Source organism: Ureibacillus sp. FSL E2-3493 (assembly GCF_038077515.1).
Taxonomy (GTDB): Bacteria; Bacillota; Bacilli; order Bacillales_A; family Planococcaceae; genus Ureibacillus; species Ureibacillus halotolerans.
In genome coordinates this window covers 1,446,603-1,465,417 of record NZ_JBBOPK010000001.1, presented here as the reverse complement: position 1 = coordinate 1,465,417, position 18,815 = coordinate 1,446,603, and the positions used below count along the sequence as shown (strand labels likewise).

General features: G+C 34.9%; 18 protein-coding genes. 5 read left to right on the top strand and 13 right to left on the bottom strand.

What is annotated here, in order from left to right:
* Window positions 1–169: 169 nt before the first annotated feature.
* Together MHH69_RS07445 and MHH69_RS07440 are read left to right on the top strand one after the other, a co-directional pair.
* Window positions 170–571: a glucosamine 6-phosphate synthetase gene (locus tag MHH69_RS07445; protein WP_341362027.1), complete on the top strand. Its 402-nt coding sequence runs from the start codon at window positions 170–172 to the stop codon at window positions 569–571.
* A gap of 271 nt (window positions 572–842) precedes the next feature.
* On the top strand, window positions 843–1,748 hold the full coding sequence (locus MHH69_RS07440) for a DMT family transporter (protein ID WP_341362026.1): 906 nt from the start codon (window positions 843–845) through the stop codon (window positions 1,746–1,748).
* Window positions 1,749–1,820: 72 nt separating this feature from the next.
* Here MHH69_RS07440 and MHH69_RS07435 read toward each other — a convergent pair whose 3' ends face one another.
* Window positions 1,821–2,945 carry a conserved virulence factor C family protein gene (locus MHH69_RS07435; protein ID WP_341362025.1) on the bottom strand — a complete coding sequence of 375 codons (1,125 nt, stop codon included), beginning with the start codon at window positions 2,943–2,945 and terminating at the stop codon, window positions 1,821–1,823.
* Between the two features lie 12 nt (window positions 2,946–2,957).
* Window positions 2,958–4,853 (bottom strand): ABC-F family ATP-binding cassette domain-containing protein, encoded by a 1,896-nt coding sequence (locus MHH69_RS07430; RefSeq protein WP_341362024.1) that lies wholly within the window; start codon window positions 4,851–4,853, stop codon window positions 2,958–2,960.
* Window positions 4,854–5,235: 382 nt separating this feature from the next.
* Here MHH69_RS07430 and MHH69_RS07425 point away from each other — a divergent pair, with 382 nt between their 5' ends.
* Together MHH69_RS07425 and MHH69_RS07420 are read left to right on the top strand one after the other, a co-directional pair.
* On the top strand, window positions 5,236–6,426 hold the full coding sequence (locus MHH69_RS07425; protein ID WP_341362023.1) for a C40 family peptidase: 1,191 nt from the start codon (window positions 5,236–5,238) through the stop codon (window positions 6,424–6,426).
* Between the two features lie 162 nt (window positions 6,427–6,588).
* Window positions 6,589–7,803, top strand: a complete 1,215-nt coding sequence (locus MHH69_RS07420; protein ID WP_136292374.1) for an ISL3 family transposase — start codon at window positions 6,589–6,591, stop codon at window positions 7,801–7,803.
* 112 nt (window positions 7,804–7,915) lie between these two features.
* Here the strand turns inward: MHH69_RS07420 and MHH69_RS07415 are convergent, their stop codons facing one another.
* From MHH69_RS07415 to MHH69_RS07405, 3 genes are all read right to left on the bottom strand, one after another.
* Window positions 7,916–9,409 (bottom strand): aldehyde dehydrogenase family protein, encoded by a 1,494-nt coding sequence (locus MHH69_RS07415; RefSeq protein ID WP_122970981.1) that lies wholly within the window; start codon window positions 9,407–9,409, stop codon window positions 7,916–7,918.
* Between the two features lie 196 nt (window positions 9,410–9,605).
* A complete protein-coding gene (locus MHH69_RS07410) occupies window positions 9,606–9,974 on the bottom strand; it encodes a YybH family protein (RefSeq protein ID WP_122970980.1) in 369 nt (122 codons plus the stop codon).
* Window positions 9,975–10,046: 72 nt separating this feature from the next.
* A complete protein-coding gene (locus MHH69_RS07405) occupies window positions 10,047–10,679 on the bottom strand; it encodes an HD domain-containing protein (RefSeq protein ID WP_341362022.1) in 633 nt (210 codons plus the stop codon).
* Window positions 10,680–10,826: 147 nt separating this feature from the next.
* On the opposite strand from MHH69_RS07405, the gene MHH69_RS07400 reads away from it, so the two are divergent.
* Complete coding sequence (locus tag MHH69_RS07400; RefSeq protein ID WP_341362021.1) at window positions 10,827–11,249, top strand: DoxX family protein; 423 nt, start codon at window positions 10,827–10,829, stop codon at window positions 11,247–11,249.
* 59 nt (window positions 11,250–11,308) lie between these two features.
* Here MHH69_RS07400 and rbsB read toward each other — a convergent pair whose 3' ends face one another.
* The 8 genes from rbsB to MHH69_RS07360 form a co-directional block, all read right to left on the bottom strand.
* The gene (gene rbsB, locus MHH69_RS07395) at window positions 11,309–12,220 is read right to left on the bottom strand and encodes a ribose ABC transporter substrate-binding protein RbsB (RefSeq protein ID WP_122970977.1); all 912 of its coding nucleotides are present in this window, start codon (window positions 12,218–12,220) and stop codon (window positions 11,309–11,311) included.
* Between the two features lie 13 nt (window positions 12,221–12,233).
* Complete coding sequence (gene rbsC, locus MHH69_RS07390; protein ID WP_122970995.1) at window positions 12,234–13,151, bottom strand: ribose ABC transporter permease; 918 nt, start codon at window positions 13,149–13,151, stop codon at window positions 12,234–12,236.
* Window positions 13,152–13,161: 10 nt separating this feature from the next.
* A complete protein-coding gene (locus MHH69_RS07385; protein WP_122970976.1) occupies window positions 13,162–14,658 on the bottom strand; it encodes a sugar ABC transporter ATP-binding protein in 1,497 nt (498 codons plus the stop codon).
* Between the two features lie 42 nt (window positions 14,659–14,700).
* Complete coding sequence (gene rbsD / locus MHH69_RS07380) at window positions 14,701–15,090, bottom strand: D-ribose pyranase (protein ID WP_122970975.1); 390 nt, start codon at window positions 15,088–15,090, stop codon at window positions 14,701–14,703.
* A complete protein-coding gene (rbsK, locus tag MHH69_RS07375) occupies window positions 15,087–15,965 on the bottom strand; it encodes a ribokinase (RefSeq protein WP_341362020.1) in 879 nt (292 codons plus the stop codon). Before rbsK ends, rbsD begins: the two co-directional genes overlap by 4 nt.
* Window positions 15,966–16,949 carry a LacI family DNA-binding transcriptional regulator gene (locus tag MHH69_RS07370; RefSeq protein WP_122970973.1) on the bottom strand — a complete coding sequence of 328 codons (984 nt, stop codon included), beginning with the start codon at window positions 16,947–16,949 and terminating at the stop codon, window positions 15,966–15,968.
* A 360-nt stretch (window positions 16,950–17,309) separates the two neighbouring features.
* Entirely contained in the window at window positions 17,310–17,888 is a 579-nt protein-coding gene (locus MHH69_RS07365) for a hypothetical protein (protein ID WP_122970972.1), read from the bottom strand.
* 442 nt (window positions 17,889–18,330) lie between these two features.
* Window positions 18,331–18,783, bottom strand: a complete 453-nt coding sequence (locus MHH69_RS07360) for a GNAT family N-acetyltransferase (protein WP_122970970.1) — start codon at window positions 18,781–18,783, stop codon at window positions 18,331–18,333.
* Window positions 18,784–18,815 lie beyond the last annotated feature (32 nt).

The following is an 18,815-nucleotide window of genomic DNA, read 5'->3' as shown; positions in this document are numbered from 1 at the left end:
AGAATCCTATATTTTTAAAATCTTTCATTTAACGAAATAACTATTTAAAACTTAAATTTATTTTATACAAAATAATATACTAAGTGCTCGAAGTAGAAGATTTCAACATTTTATAGAAATAGTATACATAGATTGCTATAATATTTTTACATCAATAGGGGGGATAGTTTTGCAAAATGTTTCGAAACGTACCATTTTATGGATCGTACCAATTCTCATCATCGCAATCTTTTGGTATTTTTACGGACCGCAGGAAGAAATTACCGATAATGAGTACATTACGTACATTAAAGAAAAAACGATTAACGAAACTAGTAATCAAACATTTGACCAAGCTTTTTCTAATCATTGTAAAGAAGGAAAATGGGTTTATTTTAAAACCCAACGAAATCAACATGTCGTAGAATATAAAGGATCTTGTGATGTAGAAGGTAAATTATCCGAAGTCAACCTACAATACGTAGTTGAAGATGATCAAAAGGACTATCAAATCGGCGTTCTTCTTTTAGATGGCGAACAACAATCCGAAAAGATCCGTGATGACTTTATCCAGCACATGGCAATTCAATAACAAAAAATAACTTACATAAGTAACGAAAAGGATTAAGTTTTCATCAGCAAACTTAATCCTAATCTTTTTATATCATAATATTTTTACTCTCCAATTCTACACTCAAAAACTTTGCCACTTACAACCATCCAGTATTTTTATACCATTTCCCCTATAACCATAGACTTTTCTATTTTTTTAAAAGAATAATCAAAAAAATTTGAAATTATATTATCTTTTTATGGTATTTTGCTATAGTGGTTAATGATTGAGGGTGAAAGTAGGGATTAAAATGAATATAGGTGCAGCCATTAAACTGGCAATTGCCATGGCCATCTTTGGCTCTATCGGTTTTTTTACGATTAATACTGGTATTCCAGCAGTAGAACTCGTTTTCATCCGTTGTATTTGTGCCACACTATTTTTAAGTATTTTATGGTACTTTACCGGTGGTCATAAAACGGAACAATGGAATAAAAGAGAAGTACTCCAAACGTGTCTTTGTGGGATATTTCTAGTATTAAACTGGGTATTTTTATTTAAAGCATTTAACGAAATGTCAATTTCTATAACCATTTCTATTTACAATTTAGCTCCAATAATAGTCCTTATTCTTGGAACAATATTTTTAAAGGAACGGATGACCGTAAAAGCTATACTCGCGACTGTCGTCTGCTTTATCGGTAGTATTTTGATAGTTGGAATAGATAATTTCCAATCAATAAATTCATTGATGAATTCTGGCTTTGTTTGGGCATTGTTATCTGCTATTTGTTATGCACTTACAATGCTTACAAGTAAAACGATTCACAATTTATCAGCCTATTCGATGACATACATTCAGACAACTGTCGGAATTGTTATACTTCTGCCCCTCTGTGATTTCACAGTTTTTAATGGGCTAACCGTTTCAAATTGGCTATACATTCTCGGAACAGGAATTATCCACACCGGTTTTGTTTATTATTTGTTTTTTGATAGTATACGAAATTTACCTACAATGGTCGTATCGGTCTTAACCTTTGTCGATCCTGTAGTGGCTATTTTACTTGATGTACTCGTTTTATCATTTATCCCTTCATTATTACAAACCTTTGGGATTATATTAATTTTTGGAAGCATTTTATATATCATATTTAAACCAACAACGACAATCGAAACAAATCCTTCTGAAGAAAAACAAGCAAGTACTTCGTAAAGGTATAGTTTTATAGCATCTAATTTAACCATTTAAAAACCGCTTGATGGATTCATCAAGCGGTCTTTCATATTATTCAGTTACATTTCTTTCTGTCATTTGCTTCCAAACAGAACCTTTTGCTTCTTCCCCTTGCTCGATACGCGCAATGGCCATTTTCACTTGGAGTTTCACTTCGAATTCCGGATCATTTTCAGCTTCATGCAGTGCAGGTAAACATTGTTCTGTACCTGTTTCAAATAGAAACATGGCCGCGCGCCAACGTACAAGTTTGTTTCGATCTTTTAACGCTTCAATCATGAATGGTTCAAACTCAGAAAAGCCTAAATCACTCATACAATCCCCAGCTGTACGGCGAACAGAAGAACTTTTATCCTTTAAAGCACGACTTAAATATGGTACAACCGCCACATCTTCAATCATTCCTAGATAAACCGTTGCTAGCCGCCGAATGGACATTTGGTCATCTTCTAATGCTTTTTCTAGAAGGGGTAAATCCTCTACTTCCGGATCTGGCATTTGATCTAATAATTGATAACGTTTTTGCCAATCACTAGCTGCGATAAACTGTTCCAACGTTACTTTTTCCCGTTCTAATGTAACGGTATTTTTCTTACTTGCGGCATCAACAATTTGAGCAATACGCTCTTCTGGATATGTCGCATAAATTTCTTCTACAATTTGATTAGCAATGTCTTCTTTGTCACCGTAACGTACTCCGAAATCTACCCATTTTCTTTCTAAAATATAGTTATCATCAAATTTATCTACTTCAATCGATTGGAACGCTTGTACAAATCGGTCACCGGTAGAAACTCGATGTTCTGATGAAGAATCAAACACTTTTACTTGAAGGGGTAGTCCTCTAAACATTTGAACATGGACAAATACTTCACCAAAATGATCGGCAGCTTGCACTTCTTGTTGCGTTGCTTCACCTTTTTCACCTAATGCTACCCGGACACCAGATAAGATAGATTCCCAATTATATTTTGCGTTACGTTCGACCGCTAAAAAATCGGCTACATGGTAGACACCTTTTACACCTTCAATTGCTAAAATCGAACGAATCGCTTCAGGAGCATCACTAACGTTTTCTTTTGTGTAATTATAGCTTTTACCAAAGGGTAGTTCTTCATCTACAATAACTTTCATTGAATTGGGGCTTGGTGTTGGTTCAATTGTTACAATTTTCATATATGATCTCTCCTATCCATTTACTATGTCGTCTAAGTAAGTCCATCTTTCAATTAAACGTTCATATTCTTTATTTAACTCATCAAGTGCTTCTGTAAGTTGCTGCAACTTTGTATAGTCAGCGCCAGCATTCGAAATATCCTCTTCTGTCTGAAGGATTTGTTCCTCCACTTTAGCGATATCATCTGAAATAGTTTCCCATTCCTTTTGCTCTTTAAAAGAAAGTTTTTTCTTTTCACTTTTGACTTTTTGTTGCTTAGGCTTTTCCTCTTTCACTTCTTTTAACTCTTTTGCTTCTACTTTTTGTGCCAATGCTTGTTTTTCCAAATAATCACTATAGATGTCAAGATTTACTTCAACATTCCCTTGGCCGTTGAGAACCCAAAGTTTTTTAGCTATTCGGTCAAGGAAAAAGCGGTCATGGGAAATCGTAATGACAACACCTGGAAAATGTTCAATAAAATCTTCTAACACACCTAACGTTTCAATATCTAAATCATTTGTCGGTTCGTCAAGTAGTAAAACATTTGGTTGTTCCATAAGTAAGCGTAATAAATGAAGTCTTTTTCGCTCCCCACCAGATAATTTTCCAATTGGTGTACCGTGGGTATGTAGTGGGAATAAAAATCTTTCAAGCATTTGAGCAGCAGAATATCTTACCCCTTCTGCATCTGTTATGTCATTGGAAGCTTCCCGAATATATTCAATCATTCGTTGATTTTCATTCATGCTAGGTAATACTTGTTTAAAATGAACTCTTTTAACCGTAGAACCAACAATTACTTCTCCACTATCTGGTTCAAGTTCTCCAGCTAAAATATTTAGCAAAGTCGATTTTCCATATCCGTTCGCACCGATAATACCGATACGGTCACCTGATTGTAATAAAAAATCAAAGTCCTTTAAAATGATTTTATTACCGAAAGCCTTTGATAATTTTTCACCCTCGATTACTTTTTTTCCAAGGCGGGTTGTCGCAAGGGATAATTCTAAATTCGCATCATTTGATCCCCGTTCAATTTTCGAATCCAATTCATCAAAGCGTTGAATTCTCGCCTTTTGTTTTGTTGTTCGAGCCTTAGCACCCCGGCGAATCCACTTTAACTCGGAACGATATCGGTTTCGTAATTTTTCTTGACTTGCTGCATGCATTTCCTCGCGAATAGCACGGGCTTCTAAATAATCTGCGTAATTCCCCGTATGGCGAAACAATGTTTGATTCGCCAATTCATAAATATGGGTAGAAATTTCATCTAAAAAGTAACGATCATGGGTAATGAAAATGACTGCTCCTTTAAGACGTAACACCATTTCTTGTAACCATTCCGTCGATTGAACATCTAAATGGTTCGTCGGCTCATCTAATAAATATAAATCGGCCGGTTCAATTAATACTTTTGCTAATGCAACACGTTTTTGTTGACCGCCAGAAAGTTTTGTAACTTGTTGGTCATACATATCAATTCCAAGTTTTGTTAATGCTTGTTTTGCTAGAGCATTAACATCCCATGCTTTCTCACTATCCATTTGCTGTTGCAATCGGAACAACTTATTTTGAAGTTCTTCTGATTGAGGATTCTCAGATAGTAAAGAGACCGTATCTTCATATTCTCTATTTAATTGTAAAATAGGGGAATCACCAGAGAATACAGCTTGTAATACCGTTTCCCCTTCTTGAAATTGGGGCTCTTGAGGTAAATAGGCAATCCGATACTTATTGGGATGGTCTAGTTCAATCACATCTGCCTCTTGTTCACCAGCGAGAATAGATAAAAGTGTTGACTTTCCCGTCCCATTAATTCCAATTAATCCGGCACGTTCCCCTTCATAAATGGTAAATTCGATATTTTTAAATAACGTCTTATCGCCTACTGTTTTTGTTAAATTCGATACAATTAAATGACTCATATTATTCCTTCTCTTCTGTTTTTTACAAATGAATATTGTAAAATTCCATTTTATTAAGCAATTTTATAGGTCAACCTTTTAGACTATATAGTTATTGTTTCATTATAATGGATTTTCTATTGAATTGCATTGCTTACGGTTTCCCAATGACACGTTGAACTATAAAACTACTACCTATATATGTATAAATAAAATGGAGAAATTATAATATTTCTAAATAATATGTAACAAATGTAATATTCAAGTTACACAAAAGAAAAGTAAATGAAATATAAATGACCTTGAGTGACAGTACGCTAATTGTTAAAGTTATAACTAGATTAAATTAGAAAATAAAGGTACATTTCATAAAAATTAAATATGGATAAAGGAGCTGGAAGTAATGAAAATTCACTCGAAAATGGGTGGAGTGCTTACTTTAAGTGCTTTAATAACATTCGGATCTACTTTCACAATGACATCAATCAACGCTCATGCTGAAACAGTTCAACAATTAGAAGCTGAAAAAGCGAGTGTTGATCAAAAAATACAACAATTAAATGATCAAATTGCATCTTTACAAAAAACTTTAGCCGTTAAATCGGAAGAATTTAATGCAACAACTAAAAAAATTGCAGAAATTAATGCTTCAATCGAAGAAACACAAAAACGAATCGAAGAACGTTCAACAATTATTTCTGACCGTTTAGTAGCGTATCAAAACCAAGATTCCGTTTTAGATACGTATATTGAAGTAATTTTTAGTTCTGATAGTATTGCAGATTTAGTTGACCGCGTATCTTCTGTTAAAACAATTGTAGACGCTGACCAACAATTAATTGCTCAACATGAAGCAGATAATAAAAAATTAGCTGATCAAAAAGAAGAACTTAAAAAAGTAGAAGAACAACAACGCGTTCAATTCCAACAATTACAAGAACAAGAAGCTGAATTAGATACAATTATTGCTGAAAATAAAGCTGAATCTTTACGTTTAAAATTAGAGATCGCTGATCAAAAGGAAAAAGAACGTTTAGAAGCTGAACAACGTCAAGCAGAACAAGAAGCGTTAGCTTTACGTCAATTACAAAACACTTCCTTTGTAGCAAATGCTCAAGGTCAAGGAACACAAAACTCTGCAAATACTGAAAGTCAAGGAACGAACAGTACGACAGAGACTAAAGCGAAAACAGAAACAAAACAAAAAGCTACAGAATCTTCTAAACCAGTTGCATCTGGTCTTTCAGGAGCTATCGCTGAAGCGAAAAAATACATCGGTATGTCTTATGTATATGGCGGAAGCAGCCCATCTACTGGATTTGATTGCTCAGGTCTTATCTATTGGTCATACAAACAAGCAGGTATTAGCTTACCAAGATCTTCTGGAGCACAATATTTAGCAACAACTCGCATTAGCCAAAGTGAAGCTACTGCAGGAGATTTAGTATTCTTTAGCTATGGTTCTGGTATTGCCCACGTTGGTATTTACTTAGGAAATGGCCAAATGTTAAATGCTCAAAATCGTGGTGTAAAAATCGAATCAATCAACGCAGCTTGGTGGAAACCATACTTAGTAGGTTTCGGACGAGTTTAATTCACTTATAGTTATTAGCCTTCTAAATGATCATTTAGAAGGCTATTTTTATGGCTCTATAATATTTGTTGGGGTTTGAAAAAATTTCATAAATAAAAAAGCACGTAATCACCGATTTCTATATACTTGAATTGTCGAGAAACAAGCAATGAAAGGTGATACGTGCAAATGAATTTTAACATGAATATTCCAGGATTAAAAGGTGTAACTGTTCATAAGGTGGAGGAGATGGGGGAACGTATTGTTCTACACGTTTCCATACCAAAAAAAGAACATCAATGTCCAGCATGCAAGAATATAACATCAAAAGTCCATGATTATCGAATTCAAAAAATTAATCATTTAAAATGGTTTGAACGATTAACCGTCCTTTTTTATAAACGTCGTCGTTATGTATGCCAATGTGGGAAACGTTTTTCAGAAAAATCCCCTTTCGTGGATAAATATCAACGTTTCTCGAAAGAATGGAATCAAGTTGTACGAATCCGTTCAATAAAGGCAAAAACATTTAAAGAAGCAGCTGAAGTACTTGGTACATCAAGCTCAACAGTGATTCGTCGCTTTAAAGAAGTAGTAAAGGAACAATTAAATGAAGGGGTTCATTTACCAAAATGTATCGCGATTGATGAATATAAAGCAGATACCGATGCGGGAACTTATCAATTAATTATTGCCAATGCGGAAACACATGAACCAATTGATATTTTACCAAATCGTAGAAAAGAAACCATTAAGGATTACTTGATGAAATACGGTGCAGATGTAGAAATTGTGGTTATGGACATGAATCCAAGCTTTAAAGCAGCAGTTAGGAAGGCGTTAAATCGCCCGATTATTATTGCGGATCGCTTTCATTATTGTCGTTATATTTACTGGGCACTAGATGAAGTACGTCGAAATGTTCAAAAAGAATGGCATGCATATGATCGAAAGAAATGTAAGAAAATGCGTCATGTACTATATAAACGATTTGATAAGTTAACAGAAACGAATCGTTGGTACTTAAATCGTTACATAGGAATGTCGAAGGAACTAAAGCAAGCCTATGAATTAAAAGAAGCTTACTGCGAATGGTTTGATTGGGCAAAAACTTCAAATGATTTGATAGAAATAAAAAAAAGATTAGAAGCCTTTTACCGAAAGGTAGAAAAAGCAAATATTCCGGCATTTTTAAAGGCCATTCAAACGCTAAAAAATTGGCAAGTTGAAATTTTAAATAGTTTAAGTTTTGGATATTCAAATGGTTTTTTAGAAGGAATTAATAATAAATCAAAAGTTTTGAAGCGTAATGCTTATGGTTTTAGAAGCTATGAACACTTTAAAGCGAAAATTTTATTAAATAATTTATCTAAGAAAATTGGGATTCATTTAGGATAATCGGGGTGCCGTGTAATATCACTTCACCCCAACATTTGACATAGAACCATTTTTATTTATCTACAAATAGTCCCCTATTTACTATTTGCCGCTAAAAGTTTATTTCTTTTAATTAATCGATATTCACCCAAATGTTTTTAATTTCTGTATAGGCATCAATAGAGGCAAAACCATTCTCTCGACCTAATCCACTTTGTTTATATCCGCCAAATGGTGAACCTGGCTCTGTAATGTTGTACGTATTAATCCAAACATTTCCCGTTTTCAGAGCGTGGGCTACTTTATGCGCCTTACTTAAGTTTGTCGTACATATCCCCCCACCTAATCCATAGTCTGTATCATTTGCTAAATGGATTACTTCCTCCGTATCTTTAAATGGAATTCCTGATACGACCGGACCGAAAATTTCTTCCCGTGCAACAGTCATTGTATTATTGACATTTGCCAACACAGTTGGACGTACAAAGTGACCTTTGGCTAACGCGCCTTCTTTAACTTCCCCACCAACAATTAGTTCAGCCCCTTCTTGTTGGCCAATATCAATATAATTTAAAACCCGTTCTTTTTGTTTCGCTGAAATAACAGGTCCAATGACAGTTGTTGGATCAAAACCATTTCCTACTTTGTATTTCTTAGAGTAATCTGCTAAATCGGTTAAAAACTTATCATAAATTTTATCTTCAATAAATAGTCGCGAACCTGCAAAACATACTTGTCCAGTATTCCAGAACACTGCATTAGCAGCATTTTGTAAAGCTAATTCATAATCTGCATCTGCAAAAATGATATGAGCAGATTTGCCACCTAATTCCAGAGTAACTTTTTTAATGTTCGTCGCACTATTTTGAAGTATTTTTTTACCTACTGCAGTAGAGCCTGTAAACGCAACTTTATCTACATCAAGATGTGTGGCAATTGCTTCTCCTGCCGTTGGACCATAACCTGTTACGATATTCACAACACCATTAGGGAAGCCTGCCTCTTGAATTAATTCCCCTACCCTTAATAAACTGAGCGGTGTTTCTTCAGATGGTTTAATGACAACTGTATTCCCTACAGCTAAAGGAGCTGATAATTTCATCATCGCATTCATAAATGGAGCGTTCCATGGAACTATTGCACCACATACCCCTAACGGTTCACGACGTGTATAGTTGAATATATTACCCGGTTGACTTGATGGTATCGTTTCACCATTTAAACGGGTCGTCCATCCTGCATAGTAACGGAAATTATCCGCTGCTGCTCTAGCAAAATTTAACGTCGTTGATAATGGTTGACCATAATCCAATGTATCTAAATGAGCCATTTCTTCTCCATTTTCTTCAATCAAATCGGCTAACTTTAAAAGAAGCTTTGCCCGTTCATTTGGCTTCGTTGCAGGCCATGGACCTGTTTCAAATGCCTTTCTAGCAGCAGCAACTGCTAAGTCAACATCTTGTTTATCCGCCTCTGGAACAGTTGTGATTAAGGAACCATCTGCCGGATTTCGCACTTCTATTCTTTTCCCTGACTGTGCCTCTATCCATTCCCCACCAATGAACATTTTTAACGGCTTCGAAATAAACTGTGCAGCCTTTGAATTTAACTGAACTACTGTTGACATATTATTCTCTCCCATCTAAATAGTTTCTGTTTCCATCATGGCACTATCTAAAGTCTATGTTGACTATAATAGTATTATCATTATTTTTAATAGATTTTTATAAAAATTGATTCCGAAAAGCTTCATTATCAATTGCATCAAAAAATGCTGATGGAAATCTCCATCAGCATTTTTCATAATCCGAATATAATTTAATTTATTTTATACTACTTAAATGTTCATGAACTAACTTCCAATGTTGCTCATGATCTTTTACGAACACATTGGTCGCACGTCCACTTCCAGTTATAAAACTTCCATTAAATTGTCCTTCATAGTTGAAATTGTAAATACATGTTGCCGTATTTTCCTCAACTACTAACCATTGTATATTGGAAGCAGCGTATTTTTCTTCTTTTATTGTATTCCATGCATCTTCAAAATAATGTTGAATTTCTTCTAATGTGGTACAAGTTTTATCAGAGAACCAATAAATAGCTTTAGGGTGTAGTAATGGTTTAACATTTTCAAAATCATGGGTATTTGTTGCGGTAATATACTGCTCCAATGCATTCATAGCACTCATTGAATCCATTTCTCCTTCGTAATTTTAAAATTGTAAACTTAAAACTACTTTTATAATAGAAGAAGTTTGCTATTAAGCTTTTCCTGCCCTTTCCTTCTTCAACTGTTCTAAAAATCCTTCCATAAAGGCATGGCGATCCTGTGCCATTTGCTTCCCTTTCTCCGTTGTCATTAAGTCTTTTAGAAGTAATAGTTTTTCATAGAAATGGGTTACGGAAGCCGTATTTTTAGAATGGTATTCCTCTTCCGTCATTTGCACCCTCACTTCTTCTGCGTCGTCATATAATTTCCGCCCCTTTGCTCCACCATAGGCAAACGTACGTGCAATACCTACTGCTCCTATGGCATCTAAACGGTCCGCATCTCTCACAATTTTTGCTTCAATTGTCTTTGCTTCTACTTCATTTCCACCATTAAACGAAACACTTTCAATAATATCTTTTATATGTTGTTTCTTTTCTTCAGACAGATTTAAAAGGTTTAAAAGTTTTTCTTCAGTTTCTTTACTATCGCTATATTTTTTATCACTCACGTCATGTAATAAGACGGCAATTCGAACAATCTCCCCATCAGCATCAGGCTCCGTTGCAAGGATTGCCTCGGCATTTTGTAAAACCCGCTCGATATGCTGAAAATCATGACTAGCATCAAATTGGTCATAAATCTCTTGAACCGCAACTTTTAGTTCCTTTAACACAAAAATCATCTCCTCTTCCCATTATTATAATGGATGAAACTACTATATATATAGAAATGATTTCAACTAAATGAAGAACTATTTCCCTTAATCAGTATTATATTGGGACTAGCCACAATAAGATAATACAAAGAAGATTACGAGAGGGGAAAAAATATGTACAAAAATGAGGTTGGTGGATTGTTTTTAAGAATTGTGCTAGGAGGTATTTTTCTTCTACACGGTTTGACGAAGTTCCAAGAAGGAATCGCTGAAACGATTAGTAGATTTCAAGGCTATCAAATTCCTTATGCTGAAATTGTGGGATTTGGTGTAACTAGTATTGAATTAATTGGTGGATTCTTTTTAATTATCGGATTTTCAGTTCGTTTTGTTTCTATACTTATGATTGGTATTATGGTAGGAGCTATTGTTACTGTGAAATTTGAACAAGGTTTCTTTGATGGCTATGAATATAATGTTGCATTAATTGCAATGGCTCTTTATTTATTATTTTCCGGAAGCAAATTAATGTCTTTAGATCAACTATTTACGACAAAAGAAAAGAATAGTAAAGGGAAAATTCAATTCCGTAATTGAAGGAAATTAATAAAACTGCAGTAGTCATTGCTAAAAAAACAATGGTACTGCAGTTTTTGTTATTTTACTAATTCTAATTCAACGGGAACAAATTCTTCTACTTTTTCCCCATTTAAGTAAGCTACAGCAGTTTTAATAGCCGCTTTACCTATTTCTTCCGGTTTTTGAGCTACGGACGCTGCAAGTTTTCCTTCTTTAATTTTCGCAAGGGCATCATCTGTTGCATCAAAACCGATAACAACAATATTTTTACCGGCAGCTTCAATTGCTTCCAATGCACCTAATGCCATTTCATCATTTTGAGCGAACACTGCTTCAATTTCTGGATTTGCTTGAAGCATGTTTTCCATTACCGTTAAGCCTTCTCCACGGTCAAAATTAGCCGTTAAGCTTTTTACGATATCGACTTTCCCTTCCACTGCTTGAAGGAAACCTGCCCCACGATCACGGGCTGCCGATGAACCGGCAGTACCTTCCAGCATCGCTACTTTTGCCCCTTCACCCGCTAATTCAAGTAAATATTCTCCTGCTAATACACCACCGGCCACATTATCAGAAGCGATGTGCGATACAACTTCTCCGCTTTCTGCTGAACGGTCAACTGTAATGACTGGAATTCCAGCAGCATTGGCAGATTCAACAGCAGAACCTACTGCAGAAGAGTCAACCGGATTAATTAAAATTAAATCAACCCCTTGTTGAATTAAATCTTCCACGTCAGACGCTTGTTTCGAAGCATCATCTTGGGCATCGACGATTGAAATATCTGCCCCTTGCTCTTTTGCGTTTGCCTCTGCCCCTTCGCTTAATGTAACGAAGAATGGGTTATTTAACGTAGAAATCGAAAAACCGATTTTAAAGTTTTCATTTGTTGTACTTTCTTCCGCATTTTCTAAAAACGGTGATTCCATGGAACAGGCAGTGAGAACTAGTAACATTAACGTTGCAAATAATAATTTAAACTTTTTCATGTTTCGAAAACTCCTAAACAGTTTTTTTACGATCCATTAATACTGCAATTAAAATAACGATCCCTTTGACAACTTGTTGCCAGAAGGAAGAGACACCGATTAAGTTCATCCCATTATTTAATACACCGATAATTAATGCACCAATTAATGTTCCGAAAATCCAACCTTTACCACCGTTTAAGCTCGTACCACCTAATACAACCGCAGCAATTGCATCCAATTCATAGGATTCCCCAGCTGTTGGTTGAGCTGAATTTAAACGGGATGTAAGGATTAAAGCAGCTAATGCAGCTAAGAAACCAGTAATAGCATAAACTGCAATTTTCACTTTATCTGTATGAATCCCAGATAACTTTGCAGCCTCTTCGTTACCACCGACTGCATAAACACGGCGACCGAAAGTCGTTTTCTGTAATATAAAATACAAAATAACGAAGGCAATAACCATTGTGACTACCGGTACAGGGAAACCTAAAAAGTAACCTTTACCGAATAATTGGAATGAATAATGATCCCCTAAACCAGAAATAGGTCGACCATCTGTATATACTAAAGTTAATCCACGGTAAATTGTCATTGTTGCAAGGGTTGCAATAAATGGCGCCACTTTCCCTTTCGTTATAATAACACCGTTAATTGCTCCTAAAATTAAACCAATAATTAAAGCAATACCCATTGTTAAAAATGGATCTGTCCCACTTGCAAGAAGACTTGCAGCGATTGCACCGGTTAAAGCTAATGTGGACCCAACGGATAAATCAATACCGCCTGTCAAAATAACGAAGGTCATACCAAATGCGATAATAGCACTAATAGAAACTTGACGTAAAACGTTGAAAATATTTGCGATTGATAAAAAACTTGGATTTAAAATCGATACGACGATTATTAATAAAATTAACCCGAATAGTGGTCCAAGTTTTGATAACATTTCTTTCGATTTATGATTGGACAACTTTTTCTCCTCCTGTTGCGTACTGCATAATGATCTCTTGTGTCATTTGTTCTTTCTTAACTTCACCAGTTAACTTTCCTTCTTGCATAACAATAACGCGATCCGCCATACCGATAACTTCCGGTAATTCAGAAGAAATCATCAAAATAGCTACTCCCGCTTCTGCTAATTGATTAATAATATGATAGATTTCTTTTCTTGCACCGATATCTACTCCGCGAGTCGGTTCATCTAATATTAAAATATCTGGTTCTGTACCGAGCCATTTAGCAAGTACTACCTTTTGTTGATTCCCACCGCTCAAAGACTTCACCCTTTGATCTGGACCAGAAGTTCGAATTTTTAATTCTTCGATATATTTTGCAACCATCGAATTTTCTTTCGTTTGATTGACAATGCCTGATGAAGCACATTTATTAAGGTTTGTTAGCGTAATATTTTCTTTAATCGAAAAATCTAAAACTAATCCTTGTGTTTTACGATCTTCTGTTACAAACCCGATACCATGTTTCATAGCATCGATGGGCGACTTTATATTCACTTTTTTTCCATCAATTAAAATATCCCCACTACTAGCCTTTCGATAACCAAATAGAGTTTGAGCTACTTCTGTGCGACCAGCTCCCATTAAGCCAGCAACACCAAGTACTTCACCTTTTCGTAATTCGAAGGAAAGGTTGTGGAATAAACCATTGACAGTTAAGTTTCGTACTTCTAATTTCGTATCACCGATGACACTTTTTCTTACCGGGAAGCGTTCCCCAAGCTGACGACCTACCATCATAGCCACAATTTCATCAAAATTCGTTTCAGGAATATTCCGAACCCCAACATATTGACCATCACGTAAAATCGTAATTCGATCGCAAATGGCAAAAATCTCTTCCATACGGTGGGAAATATAAACAAAGGAAATCCCTTTCGCTTTTAACTCACGAATCGTTTGAAATAAAGTTTCAATTTCCCGATCCGTTAGTGCGGCAGTCGGCTCATCCATGACAATTACTTTCGCATTACTTGCAATTGCTTTTGCGATTTCTATAATTTGTTGTTTCCCAACGGATAAGTCTCCAGTTCGAGTTTTCGGATTTATGTTCAATCCTAATTTTGAAAGTAATTGAGTTGCCTCTTTTTCCATTTGACGAGTTTTTAAAATACCGGTTTTCCCGTATGTTAATTCTTTTCCAAGAAATAAATTTTGTGCCACTGTTAAATCGGGCAACATATTTAGTTCTTGATGGATAACAATAATTCCAAGCTTTTCTGCATCTTTAGGTGATTTAAAATTGACTACTTGTCCATCTACTTTGATTTCACCGGCATCCTTTGTATAAATACCGCTTAAAATCTTCATCATCGTTGATTTCCCAGCACCGTTTTCACCCATCAATGCATGAATTTCGCCATCCGCTAATTCAAATTGCACATTATTTAAAACAACGTTTCCACTGAATGCTTTTGTAATGCCAGACATTTCAATCATGCAAAATCACCTACTTTTATTTTTTAACTTTTATTGTGTCCTTTAAAAAATAACGCCACATTGTAAAATCACATTGGCATACGGAGTTGTTTCTCCTGTCCGAATGATTAATTTCGCCTCTTTAGTTAGCTCTTTGAACTCTTCATGGGTTACATAGGAAATATTTGATAAGCTACTTGCTACTTCTTTTGCAACCTTTTCATTATTCCTTTGAATCTCTTCCGCCAATACCGCTGCTTCAACAATCAAGTCATCTAAAACGACTTCTAAAATGGAGAGGAATGTTGGTTCGCCTAATTTATAAGCCAAATCGATACACGGTACCTCTTTCGGTATTGGCAATCCACAATCGGCGATAACAATTCGATCAGTATGACCTAATTTAGCAAAATGTCCAGCTAATTCTCGATTTAAAATGCCATGTCTTTTCATTTCATTTCCTCCAAACGGATCATTACATCCTCTATTCGAGGCATACCACCTTGAGCTCCAAACTTTTCAACTGAAAGGGATGCAGTTATGTTTGCAAATCGTACGGCTTCTTCAATTGATTTTCCTTCTATAATGGCATGGGCAAAGGCACCGTTAAATGTATCTCCAGCGCCTGTTGTATCAACGGCCTTCGTTTTATAACCAGCTATTCGAATAATTTGATTCCCATCAAAGTAGGCTGCCCCTTCTCCACCTAACGTGACGATTATTTTATTTGGGTATTGTTTTAAAACGGTTTCATAATCTTCGCCAAACATAACTTCACACTCAGTTTCATTCGGTGTTAAGTAGGAAACTTTATCGATCCACTCTTGTTTAAAATTAGCGGCAGGTGCTGGGTTTAATAAAACAGGAATAGCCAAATCCTCACAAACTTTCAGCACGTACTCAATCGTTTCAACAGGAATTTCTAACTGCAACATGACTAAGGCACTTTGTTTAATTAACTCCAAATTGGCATCGATCATCTTTTGATCCACATCAAAATTGGCACCTGGAACGACAATGATACGATTATCATTGTTATGCAATAATATATTGGCAATCCCCGTTGAATTGTCCGTTTTTTGAATGCCGTCAACATGAACATTTTCATTTTTTAAATTCATATAAAGTTCTTTACCAAAGGCATCTTTACCTACCGCTCCAATGATTTGTACATCACTTCCAAGTCTAGCAGCCGCCACTGCTTGATTCGCACCTTTTCCACCTGGAATCGTTGTAAATAAATTTCCTAATACCGTTTCACCTTGTTTTGGAAAAATAGTTGTCTGGATAGCAATATCCATATTGATGCTACCAATTATTGTAATCATTTACGTTCTTTCCTTTCGAGTTGTTTCTCGCTCTATAAGCTTCGGATTAATACATACGGATGTATTTTCCAATGGTTTACCTTCTATTTGATGAATTAACATTTTCGCTGCAGCTTGACCTAATTGATAAATATTTTGTGCAACCGTTGTTAAACTCGGAGATACAACTTTCCCCATTTGTATCCCATCAAAACCTACAATTTGAATATCTTCAGGTACGGATAAATTTAATTTATGAATCGCTTTTAACGCACCTATTGCTGATGCATCACTACAGGCAAAAATACCATCGATAGTCGGATTATGTTTTAAATAATCGAAAATAATTGTTTCGGCTGTTTCAAAATCATAGGGACTTTCAATAATATGTGAATCAATTGGGTATTCTTTAATTATTTCTTGAAACCCTTCAACTCGTAATTTAGAAGAGCGAATTTCCTTTGGACCGCCAACACATAACAATGAAGTCGCACCTTTATCAATTAAAAATTGTGTAGCTAGCTTTGCACCTTCTATATTATTCGTTGTAACAGTCGGTATATTGATTTCTAATGGTCTATCTAAAGCAACCATTGGAATTTTTAATTTTTTAAAGTTCGTTCCTTGATCAAAAATAGAAGTCAGTATAATTCCTGCTACATATTTATTTGTCAAAGTTTGAAAATAATGTTTTTCCTTTAATTCATTTTCATCCGAATTACACAATATGACAGTATAACCATATTCAAAGGCAGTATCTTCTACTGCTCTAGCTAACTCGGGGAAAAAGGGATTTTTAATATCTGGAATAATAAGTCCGATAATATCCGATTGTTTTGTTGAAAGCGACCGTGCTACTTCACTAGGGACATAGTCTAATTCTTGAATCGCTTTTTTTATCGCTTCTCTTGATTTTTTCCCTACGTATCCGCTGTCATTTAAAAATCTAGAAACCGTCGCAACCGATACTTTGGCAAGTTTTGCAACATCACTAATCGTCGGCACTCATCATCACCCATTTCAAAAAAGTAAAACACAATATGGTATCGGTTACATATTTCATAAAAAGAAAAAACCATATGTAATCGGTTCCATCTTTTATTTTATCGTAAACCATTCCATATAAAATATCATTTAAAACTTTTTATAGTATGTCACATTTGAACCGTTTAAGCTATACTAAAATTTCAAATTCAACAAAATGTCATATTTTAATAGTGTAAAAAACCCTTTATAAACGTGATAAAATCAATATTTATTGATATCTAGAATGAGAAAAATATTTTTATAAAAAATCCGTACAATTGAAGAGATTTAAGTTGCATACAAAAAGAGGAGCACCTTTATAGATGACTCCCCACTATATTATTTGGAATTTTTCCTTTTATTTGTAATGAAATATGTTATAAAAATAATCATTAATGCACCTAATGATAAACCGATAATGATTGAAGTGGCTGTTATTCCCCCGTCTCTATCGTTTTCATTCAGGTTTACAATTTTTGCAGGTTTTTCCCCTTCACCTAGTTCATGAATGTCAGCTGATGCATCAACTAAAGGAGTTGTTCTTGAACAACTAATTACTTTCTTTTTTCCATTCTCATTATCACCATATACTAAATAGTCTTCATTGGCTGTAAATGAAAAACCGCAACTCGCTGATTCCCGCTCCGTAAAGACGATTACTTCCGTTTCATCTATCCCTTTCCACGTCTCATTCACTTTGAGATGAATTTCTAGTAAATCGGCAGACGATTTTATAATAGCGTGTTCATTTGGATCCATAATACTCTTTACCTTTCCTGAAAAAACAAAGTCCCGTCCATTTAATTCCTTTTGTGGAGACTCTGGTTGTACACAGGAACATGCATAACTTGACGTTCTCGTTAAATTGAATAGAAACGAAATGGCTAATAATGAACAAATGAATATTTTAAACTTCATCAATATGGACCCCTTTTTACCATTTGACTTAAAAATTAGTTGGAAGTTACATGAAAATTTAGATTTCGTTTAAAAAAACATGGTATATTGGAATAAAATTTCCAACGAGTGAGGATCTAACATTATATATTTTAATTAGTATAACTCTATTATTTGGCTTCTATTTGTACATTTACTTTACACAGAAGAAAAAGATTAAAAAATGATTGAAGCGGAGTGGAAAGAAAAAAGGATACTTTCTTCTCAAGACAATATAAAATCTATTGCTACTTATTGGATGATGCGTAGTAAAAATTCAAACTATATTGGAGTAGTTACGTGGCGAGACTTATCAATGGACGATGTTTTCTATAAAATCAACTATACCCAAACCTATGTAGTTCTATAAAGTGAAGAAAATCATGGAAATCATTTGTTTTCTTCACTTTTACTATTTTAGGAATTATAAATCCTTTGATAATCGAATCATATCTTTACATTGAATTCCATTTTCATAGATTTCTTCTTCATAATGTTTAACAAAAAAATCTATCTCTATATTAACGATTCGAAAACCACATTTTTGATAAAGGGCTAATTGATTAATACTTGAATTTCCTGTACCAAGTTCAATTGTTTGATAACCCATTGATTTGGCCACCTGTATGGCATTTAATACTAATTGTTTTCCTATTCCTTTACCTTGTTGTTCTTCAGAAACGGCAACATTAACTAATTCTACCGTTTTAGGTCTTGTTGGGAGTAATACATAAACACCTATAATCTTTTCCCCACTGTCCGCTACGAAACAATATCCCCGTTTTACATAATCATGAACTAGCTCTTCAGAAGGATCGGCTAAAAGCAACAATTCCATAGGTGCCTGTTCTCTTTCATTCAATTGCCTAATCTTCATGTCATCACCTTTATTATTATGAATAAAAAATT